Here is a 12609-nt window from a genome sequence, read left to right on the forward strand (position 1 = left end):
CCCTTTAGAATTCCAGGCCGCCTTCACGTGCGGCGTCGGCCAGGGCCTTCACACGACCGTGGTACTTGTAACCGGCACGATCGAAGGCCACCTGGGTGATGCCAGCCTGCTTGGCACGCTCGGCAATCAGCGCACCCACCTTGGCGGCGGCGTCGGCATTGCCCGTGGCACCCTCGCGCAGGTCCTTGTCCAGCGTGGAAGCGCTGGCCAGCACCTTGCCACCATCCGGCGAGATGATCTGCGCGTAGATGTGACGCGGGGTACGGTTGACGCACAGGCGATACACGCCCAGCTCGCGCATCTTGGCGCGAGCACGGCGGGCACGACGGAGACGAGATTCTTTCTTCGCGTTCATAACCCTGCCTTACTTCTTCTTGGCTTCTTTACGACGCACCTGCTCGTCGGCATACCGAACACCCTTCCCCTTGTAGGGCTCAGGCGGACGGAAAGCACGAACCTCGGCGGCGACCTGGCCCAGCTTCTGCTTGTCCGCGCTTTTCAGCACGATGACGGTATTCTTCGGCGTTTCCGCCGAGACACCTTCAGGCAGGGAATACTCGACCGGGTGGGAGAAGCCCAGTGACAGATTCAGCGTCTGGCCATTTGCCTGGGCACGATAGCCGACGCCAACGATTTCGAGAGTCTTGGTGAAACCCTCGGAGACGCCGGTGACCAGGTTCTGGACCAGAGCACGAGTGGTGCCGACCATGGCCCAGGACTTAGCGGTCTCGCTCGGGGTGAAGGTCAGCTGACCATCGCCCTGGCTGATGACCACGTCCGGGTGAACGGTCAAGGACAGCGTGCCCTGACCACCCTTGGCGGTCAGCTGGTCGCCGTCGAGCTTGATCTCGACGCCGGCGGGCACTTTAACCGGATATTTGGCTACGCGGGACATTCCAGACTCCTAGAATACGGTGCAGATGACTTCGCCACCGACGCCCGCTTGGCGAGCGGCGCGGTCGGTCATCACGCCCTTGGAAGTGCTGACGATCGCCACACCCAGACCATCGGCTACCTTGGGCAGTGCATCCTTGCCCTTGTACTGGCGCAGTGAGGGCTTGGAGACCCGCTGCAGATGCTCGATGACCGGCCTGCCCTCGAAATACTTGAGGGTCACGGTCAGCTCGGGCTTGGCGCCTTCAGCAACCGCGAAGTCGGTAATGTAGCCCTCTTCCTTCAATACGCGGGCCACCTCGACCTTGAGTTTGGAAGACGGCATGGTAACCGTCTCCTTGGTGGCCATCTGCGCATTGCGGATACGGGTGAACATATCCGCCAGAGTGTCTTGCATGCTCATTTACGTTGCGCTCCTGATGTTTCCGTGGCGGCTTACCAGCTGGACTTCTTCAGCCCAGGGACCTCGCCACGCATGGCGGCTTCACGCAGCTTGTTACGGCCAAGGCCGAACTTGTTGTAGTAGCCGTGCGGACGACCGGTGATGCGACAGCGGTTACGCTGGCGTACCGGACTGGAGTCGCGCGGCAACTGCTGCAGCTTCAGCGTCGCCTCGAAGCGCTCTTCATCGGAAGAGTTCACGCTCTGGATGATCGCCTTGAGCTCGGCACGGCGGGCCGCATATTTCTCGACCAGCTTGGTGCGCTTGAGCTCACGCTCCATCATGCTTTTCTTTGCCATGATCCCACCCTTATTTCTTGAACGGGAAGTTCAGCGCGCTCAGCAGCGCACGACCTTCGTCGTCGGTGTTGGCAGTAGTGGTGATGGTGACATCCAGACCACGAATCCGATCGATCTTATCATACTCGATCTCGGGGAAGATGATCTGCTCACGTACACCCATGGAGTAGTTGCCGCGACCGTCGAAGGACTTCGGGTTGAGACCACGGAAGTCACGTACGCGGGGAATCGCGATGTTGACCAGGCGATCGAGGAAATCCCACATGCGCTCGGCGCGCAGGGTCACCTTGATGCCGATCGGCCAACCTTCGCGCACCTTGAAGCCCGCGACGGACTTGCGCGCATTGGTCACCAGCGGCTTCTGACCGGAGAGCTTCTCCAAGTCGCCGATGGCATTCTCGATCAGCTTCTTGTCGCTGGTCGCGTCACCGATGCCCATGTTGAGGGTCACCTTGGTGATCCGCGGCACCTGCATCACGTTGGCGTAGCTGAACTGCTCTTGGAGCTGAGCCACCACCTCGTTCTGATAACGTTCTTTCAAGTTCGCCATTTTGCTACCCGACTCGCGTTAGGCGTCGATCTGCGTCTGCGTCGACTTGTAGATGCGTACCTTGGTACCGTCTTCCTTCACCTGGAAGCCGACGCGATCCGCCTTACCGGTCTCCGAATTGAAGATCGCCACGTTGGACGCGTGAATCGGAGCCTCGCGCTCGACGATACCGCCCTGATTGCCCGCCATAGGATTGGGCTTGGTGTGACGCTTGATCATGTTCACACCGGACACGACGAAGCGGTCGTCCCTGAGGACGCGCTTGACGGTGCCACGCTTGCCCTTATCCTTGCCGGCGATGACGATGACTTGATCGTCACGTTTGATCTTTTGCATATCCGCCTCGCTCCTTACAGCACTTCGGGCGCCAGGGAAATGATCTTCATGAACTTCTCGTTACGAAGTTCACGGGTCACCGGCCCGAAGATACGGGTCCCGATCGGCTGTTCGTTGGTGTTGTTCAACAGAACGGCCGCATTTCCGTCGAAGCGAATCAGCGAGCCGTCGGCACGACGCACGCCACTTCTGGTGCGAACGACCACTGCCTTGAGCACCTGGCCCTTCTTGACCTTGCCACGGGGAATAGCTTCCTTCACCGTGACCTTGATGATGTCACCAACGTGGGCGTAACGGCGGTGTGAACCACCGAGCACCTTGATGCACTGCACCCGGCGCGCTCCGCTGTTGTCGGCGACATCCAGCATTGTCTGAGTCTGAATCATCGGTTTTCTCCAAACCTAATCTGACTGCTCACGCCGAGCTTAGCCCTTGGCCTGCTCAAGCACTTCGACCAAGGTCCAAGATTTCTTCTTGGACAGCGGACGGCACTCCTGAATAGCAACCAGATCGCCGGTCTTCGCCTGGTTCGCCTCGTCATGGGCGTGCAGCTTGGTGGAGCGCTTGACGTACTTGCCATAGATCGGATGACGCTCGCGACGCTCGATCATGACGACGATGGACTTCTCCATCTTGTCGCTCACCACCTTGCCGGTGAGCGTACGGGCTTTCTTTTCTTCGGCCATCTCAGTCACCTGCCTTCTCGTTGAGCACAGTCTTCACCCGGGCGATGTCCCGACGAACCTGCTTGAGCAGATGAGTCTGGCTCAGTTGGCCGGTGGCCTTCTGCATGCGCAGGTTGAACTGCTCGCGGAGGAGTTCGAAGAGCTGCTCCTGGAGCTGCTCGACTGACTTTTCACGAATTTCCTGGGCTTTCATCACATCACCGTCCGCTTCACAAAGGTGGTGGATACGGGCATTTTCTGGGCGGCGAGAGTGAAGGCTTCACGAGCCAGCTCTTCGGACACGCCTTCGATTTCATACAGGACCCGACCCGGCTGGATCTGCGCGACCCAGTACTCGACGGAGCCCTTGCCCTTACCCATACGGACTTCGAGAGGCTTCTTGGAAATCGGCTTATCAGGGAATACGCGAATCCAGATCTTGCCGCCACGCTTGACGTGGCGGGTGATTGCGCGACGGCCGGCTTCGATCTGACGCGCGGTGAGGCGGCCACGACCGGTAGCTTTGAGGCCGTATTCCCCGAAGCTGATCTTGCTTCCGCGATGGGCCAGACCGCGGTTGCGGCCCTTCATCATCTTGCGGAATTTCATGCGCTTGGGCTGTAACATCGACTCGCTCTCCCCTTACCTGGAACCTTTCTTCTTGGAGGGCGCGGCCTGCGGCTGTTGCTTGGCCTTGGCGCGGACCTCTTCGATGCCCCCGAGGATTTCACCCTTGAAGACCCAAACCTTGACACCGATGATGCCGTAGGTGGTTTTTGCTTCGTAGGTGGCGTAATCGATGTCCGCACGCAGGGTATGAAGCGGCACGCGGCCTTCGCGGTACCACTCGGTACGTGCGATTTCGGCACCACCCAGGCGACCTGACAGCATCACCTTGATACCACCTGCACCCAGGCGCATGGCGTTCTGCACGGAACGCTTCATGGCGCGACGGAACATCACGCGACGTTCGAGCTGGCCGGCGATATTCTGCGCGACGAGCTTGGCGTCGAGTTCCGGCTTGCGGACTTCCTCGATGTTGACGTGCACGGGCACGCCCATCATCGCGGTGACGTCACGACGCAGCTTGTCGACGTCCTCGCCCTTCTTGCCGATCACGATACCCGGACGGGCAGTGTGAATGGTGATACGAGCGTTGTTCGCCGGACGCTCGATGGTAATCTTACTCACCGAAGCGTTCTTCAGGCGCTCCTCGAGGAAGCGACGTACCTCGAGATCATTGTTCAGCTTGTCGGCATAAGCACCGCGTTCGGCGTACCACACCGAGGTGTGATCCTTGACGATACCCAGCCGAATACCTGTCGGATTGACTTTCTGACCCATCTGGTCGACTCCTACTTCTCGGCTACCTTGACGGTGATGTGGCAAGTGCGCTTCAGAATGCGATCCGCACGACCCTTGGCCCGCGGCTTGATGCGCTTGAGCGTCATGCCCTCATCGACGCAGATGGTCGAGACACGCAGCTCGTCGATATCCATGCCGTTGTTTTCTTCCGCATTCGCGATGGCGGACTGCAGCACCTTCTTGACCAGCTTGGCAGCCTTCTTCGGGGAGAAGGTCAGCAGGTCGAGCGCCTCGGCGACAGGCTTACCGCGCACCTGGTCAGCCACCAAACGGGCCTTCTGGGCGGATAAACGAGCGCCACGCAGCTTAGCTGTGACTTCCATCTCTCAATCCTCTCTGGCTTACCGTTTGGCTTTCTTGTCCGCCGCATGACCGCGATAGGTGCGGGTGGCAGCGAATTCGCCCAGCTTGTGGCCAACCATTTCCTCGGAGACATGCACCGGGACGTGTTGGCGACCGTTATGGACTGCAATGGTGAGTCCCACCATGTTCGGCAGGATCATGGAACGACGCGACCAAGTCTTGATCGGTTTGCGGTCGTTCTTTTCCACTGCAGCCTCAACCTTCTTCAGCAGATGAAGGTCGATAAAAGGACCTTTCTTCAGTGAACGTGGCACAGCCGTTACCCCTCAATGTCTGTTACTTGGCCTTACGGCGACGAACGATCAGCGCGTCAGTGCGCTTGTTCTTGCGGGTCTTGTGGCCCTTGGTGGGTACGCCCCACGGGGTCACCGGATGACGGCCTCCGCTGGTGCGGCCTTCACCGCCACCATGCGGGTGGTCAACCGGGTTCATGGCCACACCACGAACGGTCGGTCGTACACCTCTCCAGCGCTTTGCACCGGCCTTGCCAAGCTGACGCAGGCTGTGCTCGGAATTGCTCACTTCACCCAGAGTCGCACGGCACTCCGACAGCACCTTGCGCATCTCGCCGGAGCGCAAACGCAGGGTGGCGTAGTTGCCATCGCGCGCCACCAGCTGAGCGCTGGTTCCGGCGCTGCGAGCAATCTGCGCGCCCTTGCCGGGCTTGAGCTCGATGCAGTGCACGGTGGAACCCAGCGGAATGTTGCGCAGCGGCAGGGTGTTGCCCTTCTTGATCGCCGCATTCACACCGGACTCGAGCTTGTCGCCAGCGCTCACGCCTTTGGGCGCGATGATGTAGCGACGCTCGCCGTCCAGGTACTTCAGCAGCGCAATGTTGGCGCTACGATTCGGATCGTATTCGAGGCGCTCGACGATGGCGGGAACGCCATCCTTGGTGCGCTTGAAGTCGATCAGACGGTAGTGCTGACGGTGACCGCCGCCCACGTGACGGGTGGTGATGCGACCGTAGTTGTTGCGACCGCCGCTGCGCGACTGCTTCTCGAGCAGGGGTGCGTAGGGCTTGCCCTTGTGCAGATCTTCGCTGACGACCTTGACGACGTGGCGACGACCGGCGGATGTGGGTTTAGTCTTGACGATTGCCATGATCCGTACTCCTGCCCTTATTCGGCGCCAGTGAAGTCTTCGAGCGTTTCACCAGCAGCCAGGGTCACGTAGGCCTTGCGGTAGCCCTGGCGGCGGCCCAGACCGTGCGCGGTGCGCTTGGTCTTGCCCTTCATGTTCAGCACCTGGACGCGGTCAACCTTCTTGCCAAACAGCACCTGCACGGCCTGCTTGATTTCCGGCTTGGTCGCGTCGCTGGCCACTTTGAACACATACTGGTTGCGCTCGGCGGCGAAAGCGGCCTTCTCGGTCACGTGCGGACCAAGCAGAACCTTGAATACGCGCTCCTGGTTCATGCCAGCTTCTCCTCGAATTTGCGCAGAGCAGAGACGGTGACCAGCACCTTGTCGAAGGCGATCAGGCTCACCGGATCGGCAGCAGCCACATCCACCACCGCCACGTTGGGGATATTGCGAGCGGCCAGGTAGAGCTTCTCGTCGACTTCCTCGGTGACGATCAGCGCTTTCTCCAGGCCCAGCTCAGCCAGCTTGGCGACCAGCTGCTTGGTCTTCGGCGCATCCACCGTGAACTCGTCGATGGCAATCAGGCGTTCCTGACGAACCAGCTCAGAGAGAATGGCGCGCATCGCCGCACGGTACATCTTGCGGTTGACTTTTTGGGAGTGATCCTGCGGGCGAGCCGCGAAGGTCACGCCACCGCTGCGCCACAGCGGCGAACGGATGGTGCCGGCGCGAGCGCGGCCGGTACCCTTCTGGCGCCACGGCTTCTTGCCACCGCCGCTGACGTCAGAACGGGTCTTCTGAGCACGAGTCCCCTGACGCGCACCGGCCAGATAGGCGGTGACGACCTGGTGAACCAGCGCTTCGTTGAATTCTTTGCCAAAGGTGGCGTCGGCGACTTCGACAGTACCCGCGCCTGCAGCAAGATTCAGATTCATCGGTGTTATCCCCTTCAGCCAGCTTTGACGGCGCTGCGCACGATGACTTCGCTACCGGTAGCGCCGGGCACGGCACCCTTGATCAGCAGCAGGTTACGCTCGGCATCAACGCGAACGACTTCGAGGCTCTGCACGGTGCAGCGGACATTGCCCATCTGGCCGGCCATTTTCTTGCCTTTGAAGACACGGCCCGGCGTCTGGCACATACCGATGGAACCCGGCGCACGGTGCGACAGGGAGTTGCCGTGAGTGGCGTCCTGGGTGCGGAAGTTCCAGCGCTTGACGGCGCCCTGGAAGCCCTTGCCCTTGGAGGTGCCGGTCACATCGACCTTCTGACCAGCTTCGAAAAGGGATACGGTGAGTTCGCCGCCCACTTCCGGAGCTTCATCGCCTTCAGCGAGGCGGAACTCCATCAGCGAACGACCGGCCTCGACACCAGCCTTGGCATAAAGCCCGGCTTGCGCCTTGGTAAGGTGCTTGGCCTTGCGGGAGCCGGCTGTCACCTGAATCGCAGCGTAACCGTCGCTTTCGACGCTCTTCACGCTAGTGACGCGATTCGGCGCAACCTCGATAACGGTCACGGGCACGGAAGCGCCCTCCTCGGTAAAGACACGGGTCATACCGGCCTTTCTACCGACCAAACCGATAGTCATTCTCAGTCTCCTTTAGTGTACGGGGCTATCACCCGCTATGGCTGCCCTTTCCAGAGCATTCCACTAGCACGTTGTATGACGCCATCACGGCGTGGCGGCTGCTGCTTCAACTGATCATCACGTGAAGCGCTGGGCCGCGGGGTGTCTAGTGTGGTTAGTCGAGTTTGATCTGCACGTCCACGCCGGCGGCGAGGTCGAGCTTCATCAGCGCATCGACGGTTTTTTCGGTCGGCTCGACGATGTCGAGCACACGCTTGTGAGTGCGAATCTCGTACTGGTCGCGCGCGTCCTTGTTGACGTGCGGCGAAATCAGCACCGTGTAGCGCTCACGATTGGTCGGCAGCGGGATCGGACCCCGAACCTGAGCACCGGTACGCTTGGCGGTATCGACGATCTCCGCGGCGGACTGGTCGATCAGGCGATGGTCGAACGCCTTCAACCGAATGCGAATCTTCTGGTTCTGCATTTGCCCTAAACTCCAATGGATGGCGACGGCACAAGCCGCCTACCCACGCATTCAAAGGATGCGCATTATATGCACCCCCAAGACGAGAGTCAAACACTCTGCTTCAGGTGCGCAGAAAGGGGGCTCCTTGCGGAGCCCCCTTCGATCAGTCAGCAGCCAGCGGCTTACTGAACGATCTTGGCCACGACGCCGGCGCCGACGGTACGACCGCCCTCGCGGATGGCGAAACGCAGGCCATCGTCCATGGCGATCGGAGCGATCAGGGTGACAACCATCTTGACGTTGTCGCCCGGCATGACCATCTCAACGCCTTCCGGCAGTTCACAGGTACCGGTCACGTCAGTGGTACGGAAGTAGAACTGCGGACGGTAGCCCTTGAAGAACGGGGTGTGACGACCACCTTCTTCCTTGGACAGCACGTAAACTTCGGCTTCGAAGACGGTGTGCGGCTTGATGGTGCCCGGCTTGGCCAGAACCTGACCACGCTCGACTTCATCACGCTTGGTGCCGCGCAGCAGGGCGCCGACGTTCTCACCGGCACGACCTTCGTCGAGCAGCTTGCGGAACATCTCGACACCGGTAACGGTGGTCTTGGTGGTGTCACGGATACCGACGATCTCGACTTCCTCGCCAGACTTGACGATACCGCGCTCGATACGACCGGTAACCACGGTGCCACGGCCGGAGATGGAGAACACGTCCTCGATCGGCATCAGGAACGGCTGATCGATGGCACGCTCCGGCTCGGGGATATAGTCGTCCAGCGCCTTGATCAGGTTGGCAACGGCGGTGGTGCCCATGCCGTTGTCGTCTTCGCCGTTCAGGGCCATCAGCGCGGAGCCAATGATGATCGGCGTGTCGTCGCCCGGGAAGTCGTACTCGTTGAGCAGCTCGCGAACTTCCATCTCGACCAGCTCAAGCAGCTCTTCGTCGTCGACCATGTCGGCCTTGTTCAGGAACACGACGATGTACGGAACGCCAACCTGGCGAGACAGCAGGATGTGCTCGCGAGTCTGCGGCATGGGGCCGTCAGCTGCGGAACAGACCAGGATGGCGCCGTCCATCTGCGCGGCACCGGTGATCATGTTCTTGACGTAGTCGGCGTGTCCCGGGCAGTCGACGTGCGCGTAGTGACGCGCTTCGGACTGGTACTCGACGTGAGACGTCGCGATGGTGATACCGCGCTCACGCTCTTCCGGGGCATTGTCGATGGTGTCGAAAGCACGCATCTCGCCACCAAACACCTCAGCAGAAACGCGAGTCAGGGCCGCAGTCAGAGTGGTCTTGCCGTGGTCGACGTGACCGATGGTGCCGACGTTGACGTGCGGTTTGGAACGTTCGAATTTTTCCTTAGCCACTTCGATAACCTCTTTAACGTTTGCTAGCGGTTAGCCTTTCTGATTGATGACGGCTTCAACGATGCTGGAGGGCGCCTCTTCGTACTTCGCGAACTCCATAACGTAGCTCGCACGACCCTGGGTCTGTGAGCGCAGATCGGTCGCATAACCGAACATCTCACCCAGCGGCACCATCGCGCGGATGATCTTTCCGGAGGAAGAGTCATCCATGCCTTGTACCAGACCGCGGCGACGGTTGAGGTCGCCCATGACGTCACCCATGAAATCCTCGGGGGTCACGACTTCGACCTTCATCACCGGTTCCAGCAGCACGGCCTTGGCCTTGCGCGCCCCTTCCTTGACAGCCATGGAAGAGGCGACCTTGAACGCGTTCTCGTTCGAGTCCACGTCATGGTAGGAGCCATCGTACAGCGTGACCTTGACGTCAATCATCGGATAACCCGCGATGACGCCGTTCTGCAGCTGCTCGTAGGCCCCTTTCTCGACGGCACCCACGTACTCCTTGGGTACCACACCGCCGACGATCTCGGACGCGAACTTGAAGTGCATTTCTTCGTCGTCGCCCTTGTCCGCCTCGGTGAGCGGCTCGATGCGCAGCCAGACATGACCGTACTGGCCACGACCACCGGACTGACGCACGAACTTGCCTTCCTGCTCGACCTTGCCGCGGATGGTTTCGCGGTAGGCGACCTGCGGCTTGCCGATGTTCGCTTCGACCTTAAACTCGCGACGCATGCGGTCGACGATGATGTCCAGGTGCAGCTCGCCCATGCCGGAGATGATGGTCTGGCCGGTTTCTTCATCGGTCTTGACGCGGAAGGACGGATCCTCCTGGGCCAGCTTGCCCAGCGCCACGCCCATCTTCTCCTGATCGGCCTTGGACTTCGGCTCGACGGCGACCGAGATAACCGGCTCAGGGAATTCCATGCGCTCGAGCACGATCTTGTTCTCGAGATCACACAGGGTGTCACCGGTAGTGACGTCCTTCAAGCCGATACAGGCGGCGATATCGCCAGCGTAGACCTGCTTGATCTCCTCGCGCGAGTTGGCGTGCATCTGCACGATACGGCCGATGCGCTCCTTCTTCTGCTTGACGGAGTTGTAGACGCTGTCGCCGGAATTCAGCACGCCCGAGTAGACGCGGATGAAGGTCAGGGTACCGACGAAGGGGTCGGTAGCAATCTTGAACGCCAGCGCAGCGAACGGCGCGTTGTCGTCAGCCTCGCGGGTGGCGATGGTGCCGTCCTTATCGTCCAGCTCGCCCTCAATGGCCTTGACCTCGACCGGGGACGGCATGTACTCGACGATGGCATCCAGTACCGCCTGCACGCCCTTGTTCTTGAACGCCGAACCGCAGGTGACCAGCACGATCTCGTTGTCCAGGGTGCGGCGACGCAGGCCGGCCTTGATCTCCTCGTTAGAGAGCTCGCCCTCTTCGAGGTACTTATCCATCAGCTCTTCGGAGGCTTCCGCGGCGGCTTCCATCATCTGCTCGCGATACTCGGCGGCAGTTTCCTGAAGCTCTTCCGGGATTTCGACCAGCTGGTAGCTCATGCCCTGATCGGCTTCATTCCAGAGAATGGCCTTCATCTCGATCAGGTCGATGACGCCTTTGAACTCTTCCTCGGTGCCCCAGTTGATCTGGATCGGCACCGCATTGGCGTTCAGGCGGTCCTTGAGCTGGCTGACAACCATGAAGAAGTCGGCGCCGGTACGGTCCATCTTATTGACGAACACCATGCGCGGCACTTCGTACTTGTTGGCCTGGCGCCAGACGGTCTCGGTCTGCGGCTGAACGCCGGAGCTGCCGCACAGCACCACGACGGCACCGTCGAGCACGCGCAGGGAACGCTCAACCTCGACGGTGAAGTCGACGTGCCCGGGGGTGTCGATGATGTTGATGCGGTGCTCGTCGAACTGCTGACTCATGCCCTTCCAGAAGGTGGTGACAGCAGCTGAGGTAATGGTAATGCCCCGCTCCTGCTCCTGCTCCATCCAGTCGGTGGTGGCAGCACCGTCGTGCACTTCACCCAGCTTGTGGGACAAGCCGGTGTAGAACAGCACACGCTCGGTAGTAGTGGTCTTGCCCGCGTCGACGTGGGCACAGATCCCGATGTTGCGATAGCGGTTGAGAGGTGTCTTGCGTGCCACGGTGGAACTCCCCGTTGGTTGGCGATGCGTTTAGAAGCGCTGCGCTTAGAAACGGTAGTGCGAGAACGCCTTGTTGGCTTCCGCCATGCGATGCACGTCTTCACGCTTCTTCACCGCTGAGCCCTTGCCTTCCGCGGCATCGAGCATTTCGCCGGCGAGGCGCTGCACCATGGTCTTCTCACCACGCTTGCGCGCCGCATCCACCAGCCAGCGCATGGCCAACGCCTGGCGACGCGACGGACGAACTTCTACCGGCACCTGATAGGTTGCACCGCCGACGCGGCGGGACTTGACCTCGACCATCGGCTGGATGGCTTCCAGCGCGCGATCGAAAATCTCCAGCGGCTCTTCCTTGCTACGCTCGGCAACCGTGTCCAGCGCACCATAGACGATGCGCTCAGCTGTGGACTTCTTGCCGCTGACCATCAGGTGGTTCATGAACTTGGCCAAACGCTCACTTCCGAACTTGGGATCCGGCAGGATCTCGCGCTTGGCAACAACTCTTCTTCTAGGCATGACAAGCCCTCTAGCGAAGGGTCTTTCAGGCAAACCCGGAACTCCCGCACGCTCGTAACGAACCCGCGACGCCCGACCTTACTCTTATCAGACCGAATTGATTCTGTTACGTACCGAGGCCTATTAGGACTTCGGACGCTTGGTACCGTACTTGGAACGGGCCTGCTTGCGGTTCTGCACGCCGGAGGTATCCAGGGCGCCGCGCACGGTGTGGTAACGCACACCCGGCAAGTCCTTGACACGACCGCCGCGGATCAGCACGACAGAGTGTTCCTGAAGGTTGTGGCCTTCACCACCGATATAGGACGACACTTCGAACCCGTTGGTCAGGCGCACACGGCAGACCTTACGCAGGGCCGAGTTCGGCTTCTTCGGGGTGGTAGTGTAGACGCGGGTACAGACACCGCGCTTCTGCGGACAGGCCTGCAGCGCCGGCACGTCGCTCTTGGCGACGGGGCGCTTGCGCGGCTTGCGCACGAGCTGATTGATCGTTGCCATGTTGTGTAGCTGACTCCAATGGTTGCCTTGCCT

At 60.6% G+C, this 12609-nt stretch carries 22 protein-coding genes; all 22 read right to left on the bottom strand.

All coding sequences use genetic code 11. The features are described from left to right. Nucleotides 1–4: 4 nt before the first annotated feature. A complete protein-coding gene (gene rplR / locus ACT7B3_RS15475) occupies nucleotides 5–355 on the bottom strand; it encodes a 50S ribosomal protein L18 (RefSeq protein WP_104205215.1) in 351 nt (116 codons plus the stop codon). Nucleotides 356–364: 9 nt separating this feature from the next. Beyond that, on the bottom strand, nucleotides 365–895 hold the full coding sequence (rplF, locus tag ACT7B3_RS15480) for a 50S ribosomal protein L6 (RefSeq protein ID WP_444676698.1): 531 nt from the start codon (nucleotides 893–895) through the stop codon (nucleotides 365–367). Nucleotides 896–904: 9 nt separating this feature from the next. Further along, nucleotides 905–1297: a 30S ribosomal protein S8 gene (rpsH, locus tag ACT7B3_RS15485; protein ID WP_444676697.1), complete on the bottom strand. Its 393-nt coding sequence runs from the start codon at nucleotides 1295–1297 to the stop codon at nucleotides 905–907. Between the two features lie 32 nt (nucleotides 1298–1329). Then, the gene (gene rpsN / locus ACT7B3_RS15490) at nucleotides 1330–1635 is read right to left on the bottom strand and encodes a 30S ribosomal protein S14 (protein ID WP_444676696.1); all 306 of its coding nucleotides are present in this window, start codon (nucleotides 1633–1635) and stop codon (nucleotides 1330–1332) included. 10 nt (nucleotides 1636–1645) lie between these two features. Further along, a complete protein-coding gene (rplE, locus tag ACT7B3_RS15495; RefSeq protein ID WP_444676695.1) occupies nucleotides 1646–2185 on the bottom strand; it encodes a 50S ribosomal protein L5 in 540 nt (179 codons plus the stop codon). Between the two features lie 18 nt (nucleotides 2186–2203). Next, complete coding sequence (gene rplX, locus ACT7B3_RS15500) at nucleotides 2204–2521, bottom strand: 50S ribosomal protein L24 (protein ID WP_444676694.1); 318 nt, start codon at nucleotides 2519–2521, stop codon at nucleotides 2204–2206. Nucleotides 2522–2535: 14 nt separating this feature from the next. Continuing rightward, on the bottom strand, nucleotides 2536–2907 hold the full coding sequence (gene rplN / locus ACT7B3_RS15505; protein ID WP_444676693.1) for a 50S ribosomal protein L14: 372 nt from the start codon (nucleotides 2905–2907) through the stop codon (nucleotides 2536–2538). 39 nt (nucleotides 2908–2946) lie between these two features. Beyond that, a complete protein-coding gene (gene rpsQ / locus ACT7B3_RS15510) occupies nucleotides 2947–3207 on the bottom strand; it encodes a 30S ribosomal protein S17 (protein WP_444676692.1) in 261 nt (86 codons plus the stop codon). 1 nt (nucleotide 3208) lies between these two features. Then, a complete protein-coding gene (gene rpmC, locus ACT7B3_RS15515; protein WP_010626474.1) occupies nucleotides 3209–3400 on the bottom strand; it encodes a 50S ribosomal protein L29 in 192 nt (63 codons plus the stop codon). After that, a complete protein-coding gene (gene rplP, locus ACT7B3_RS15520; protein ID WP_444676691.1) occupies nucleotides 3400–3813 on the bottom strand; it encodes a 50S ribosomal protein L16 in 414 nt (137 codons plus the stop codon). The genes rpmC and rplP overlap by 1 nt, the downstream gene beginning before the upstream one ends. Nucleotides 3814–3828: 15 nt before the next feature. Beyond that, a complete protein-coding gene (rpsC, locus tag ACT7B3_RS15525) occupies nucleotides 3829–4530 on the bottom strand; it encodes a 30S ribosomal protein S3 (protein ID WP_086507995.1) in 702 nt (233 codons plus the stop codon). Between the two features lie 11 nt (nucleotides 4531–4541). After that, the gene (gene rplV, locus ACT7B3_RS15530) at nucleotides 4542–4874 is read right to left on the bottom strand and encodes a 50S ribosomal protein L22 (RefSeq protein ID WP_010626471.1); all 333 of its coding nucleotides are present in this window, start codon (nucleotides 4872–4874) and stop codon (nucleotides 4542–4544) included. An 18-nt stretch (nucleotides 4875–4892) separates the two neighbouring features. Further along, on the bottom strand, nucleotides 4893–5168 hold the full coding sequence (rpsS, locus tag ACT7B3_RS15535) for a 30S ribosomal protein S19 (protein WP_009098993.1): 276 nt from the start codon (nucleotides 5166–5168) through the stop codon (nucleotides 4893–4895). A gap of 22 nt (nucleotides 5169–5190) precedes the next feature. After that, nucleotides 5191–6018: a 50S ribosomal protein L2 gene (gene rplB, locus ACT7B3_RS15540; RefSeq protein ID WP_444676690.1), complete on the bottom strand. Its 828-nt coding sequence runs from the start codon at nucleotides 6016–6018 to the stop codon at nucleotides 5191–5193. Between the two features lie 17 nt (nucleotides 6019–6035). Continuing rightward, a complete protein-coding gene (rplW, locus tag ACT7B3_RS15545) occupies nucleotides 6036–6332 on the bottom strand; it encodes a 50S ribosomal protein L23 (protein WP_111413338.1) in 297 nt (98 codons plus the stop codon). Then, on the bottom strand, nucleotides 6329–6934 hold the full coding sequence (rplD, locus tag ACT7B3_RS15550) for a 50S ribosomal protein L4 (protein WP_444676689.1): 606 nt from the start codon (nucleotides 6932–6934) through the stop codon (nucleotides 6329–6331). The genes rplW and rplD overlap by 4 nt, the downstream gene beginning before the upstream one ends. 14 nt (nucleotides 6935–6948) lie before the next feature. Further along, entirely contained in the window at nucleotides 6949–7587 is a 639-nt protein-coding gene (rplC, locus tag ACT7B3_RS15555; protein ID WP_444676688.1) for a 50S ribosomal protein L3, read from the bottom strand. A gap of 154 nt (nucleotides 7588–7741) precedes the next feature. Further along, the gene (rpsJ, locus tag ACT7B3_RS15560; protein ID WP_010626466.1) at nucleotides 7742–8053 is read right to left on the bottom strand and encodes a 30S ribosomal protein S10; all 312 of its coding nucleotides are present in this window, start codon (nucleotides 8051–8053) and stop codon (nucleotides 7742–7744) included. A 164-nt stretch (nucleotides 8054–8217) separates the two neighbouring features. Then, nucleotides 8218–9411, bottom strand: coding sequence for an elongation factor Tu (tuf, locus tag ACT7B3_RS15565; RefSeq protein WP_444676687.1), 1194 nt, complete (start codon nucleotides 9409–9411; stop codon nucleotides 8218–8220). 30 nt (nucleotides 9412–9441) lie between these two features. After that, nucleotides 9442–11562 (bottom strand): elongation factor G, encoded by a 2121-nt coding sequence (gene fusA / locus ACT7B3_RS15570; protein WP_445158565.1) that lies wholly within the window; start codon nucleotides 11560–11562, stop codon nucleotides 9442–9444. 45 nt (nucleotides 11563–11607) lie between these two features. Next, nucleotides 11608–12078 carry a 30S ribosomal protein S7 gene (gene rpsG / locus ACT7B3_RS15575; RefSeq protein ID WP_010626463.1) on the bottom strand — a complete coding sequence of 157 codons (471 nt, stop codon included), beginning with the start codon at nucleotides 12076–12078 and terminating at the stop codon, nucleotides 11608–11610. A 123-nt stretch (nucleotides 12079–12201) separates the two neighbouring features. After that, a complete protein-coding gene (gene rpsL / locus ACT7B3_RS15580) occupies nucleotides 12202–12576 on the bottom strand; it encodes a 30S ribosomal protein S12 (protein ID WP_444676686.1) in 375 nt (124 codons plus the stop codon). Between the last annotated feature and the right edge of the window lie 33 nt (nucleotides 12577–12609).

The organism is Halomonas sp. E14 (assembly GCF_052568415.1).

What these genes read in the sequence shown, in the direction of transcription:
- rplR (WP_104205215.1), bottom strand. Translation starts at nt 355, where the DNA reads ATGAACGCGAAGAAAGAATCTCGTCTCCGTCGTGCCCGCCGTGCTCGC.
- rplF (WP_444676698.1), bottom strand. Translation starts at nt 895, where the DNA reads ATGTCCCGCGTAGCCAAATATCCGGTTAAAGTGCCCGCCGGCGTCGAG.
- rpsH (WP_444676697.1), bottom strand. Translation starts at nt 1,297, where the DNA reads ATGAGCATGCAAGACACTCTGGCGGATATGTTCACCCGTATCCGCAAT.
- rpsN (WP_444676696.1), bottom strand. Translation starts at nt 1,635, where the DNA reads ATGGCAAAGAAAAGCATGATGGAGCGTGAGCTCAAGCGCACCAAGCTG.
- rplE (WP_444676695.1), bottom strand. Translation starts at nt 2,185, where the DNA reads ATGGCGAACTTGAAAGAACGTTATCAGAACGAGGTGGTGGCTCAGCTC.
- rplX (WP_444676694.1), bottom strand. Translation starts at nt 2,521, where the DNA reads ATGCAAAAGATCAAACGTGACGATCAAGTCATCGTCATCGCCGGCAAG.
- rplN (WP_444676693.1), bottom strand. Translation starts at nt 2,907, where the DNA reads ATGATTCAGACTCAGACAATGCTGGATGTCGCCGACAACAGCGGAGCG.
- rpsQ (WP_444676692.1), bottom strand. Translation starts at nt 3,207, where the DNA reads ATGGCCGAAGAAAAGAAAGCCCGTACGCTCACCGGCAAGGTGGTGAGC.
- rpmC (WP_010626474.1), bottom strand. Translation starts at nt 3,400, where the DNA reads ATGAAAGCCCAGGAAATTCGTGAAAAGTCAGTCGAGCAGCTCCAGGAG.
- rplP (WP_444676691.1), bottom strand. Translation starts at nt 3,813, where the DNA reads ATGTTACAGCCCAAGCGCATGAAATTCCGCAAGATGATGAAGGGCCGC.
- rpsC (WP_086507995.1), bottom strand. Translation starts at nt 4,530, where the DNA reads ATGGGTCAGAAAGTCAATCCGACAGGTATTCGGCTGGGTATCGTCAAG.
- rplV (WP_010626471.1), bottom strand. Translation starts at nt 4,874, where the DNA reads ATGGAAGTCACAGCTAAGCTGCGTGGCGCTCGTTTATCCGCCCAGAAG.
- rplB (WP_444676690.1), bottom strand. Translation starts at nt 6,018, where the DNA reads ATGGCAATCGTCAAGACTAAACCCACATCCGCCGGTCGTCGCCACGTC.
- rplW (WP_111413338.1), bottom strand. Translation starts at nt 6,332, where the DNA reads ATGAACCAGGAGCGCGTATTCAAGGTTCTGCTTGGTCCGCACGTGACC.
- rplD (WP_444676689.1), bottom strand. Translation starts at nt 6,934, where the DNA reads ATGAATCTGAATCTTGCTGCAGGCGCGGGTACTGTCGAAGTCGCCGAC.
- rplC (WP_444676688.1), bottom strand. Translation starts at nt 7,587, where the DNA reads ATGACTATCGGTTTGGTCGGTAGAAAGGCCGGTATGACCCGTGTCTTT.
- rpsJ (WP_010626466.1), bottom strand. Translation starts at nt 8,053, where the DNA reads ATGCAGAACCAGAAGATTCGCATTCGGTTGAAGGCGTTCGACCATCGC.
- rpsG (WP_010626463.1), bottom strand. Translation starts at nt 12,078, where the DNA reads ATGCCTAGAAGAAGAGTTGTTGCCAAGCGCGAGATCCTGCCGGATCCC.
- rpsL (WP_444676686.1), bottom strand. Translation starts at nt 12,576, where the DNA reads ATGGCAACGATCAATCAGCTCGTGCGCAAGCCGCGCAAGCGCCCCGTC.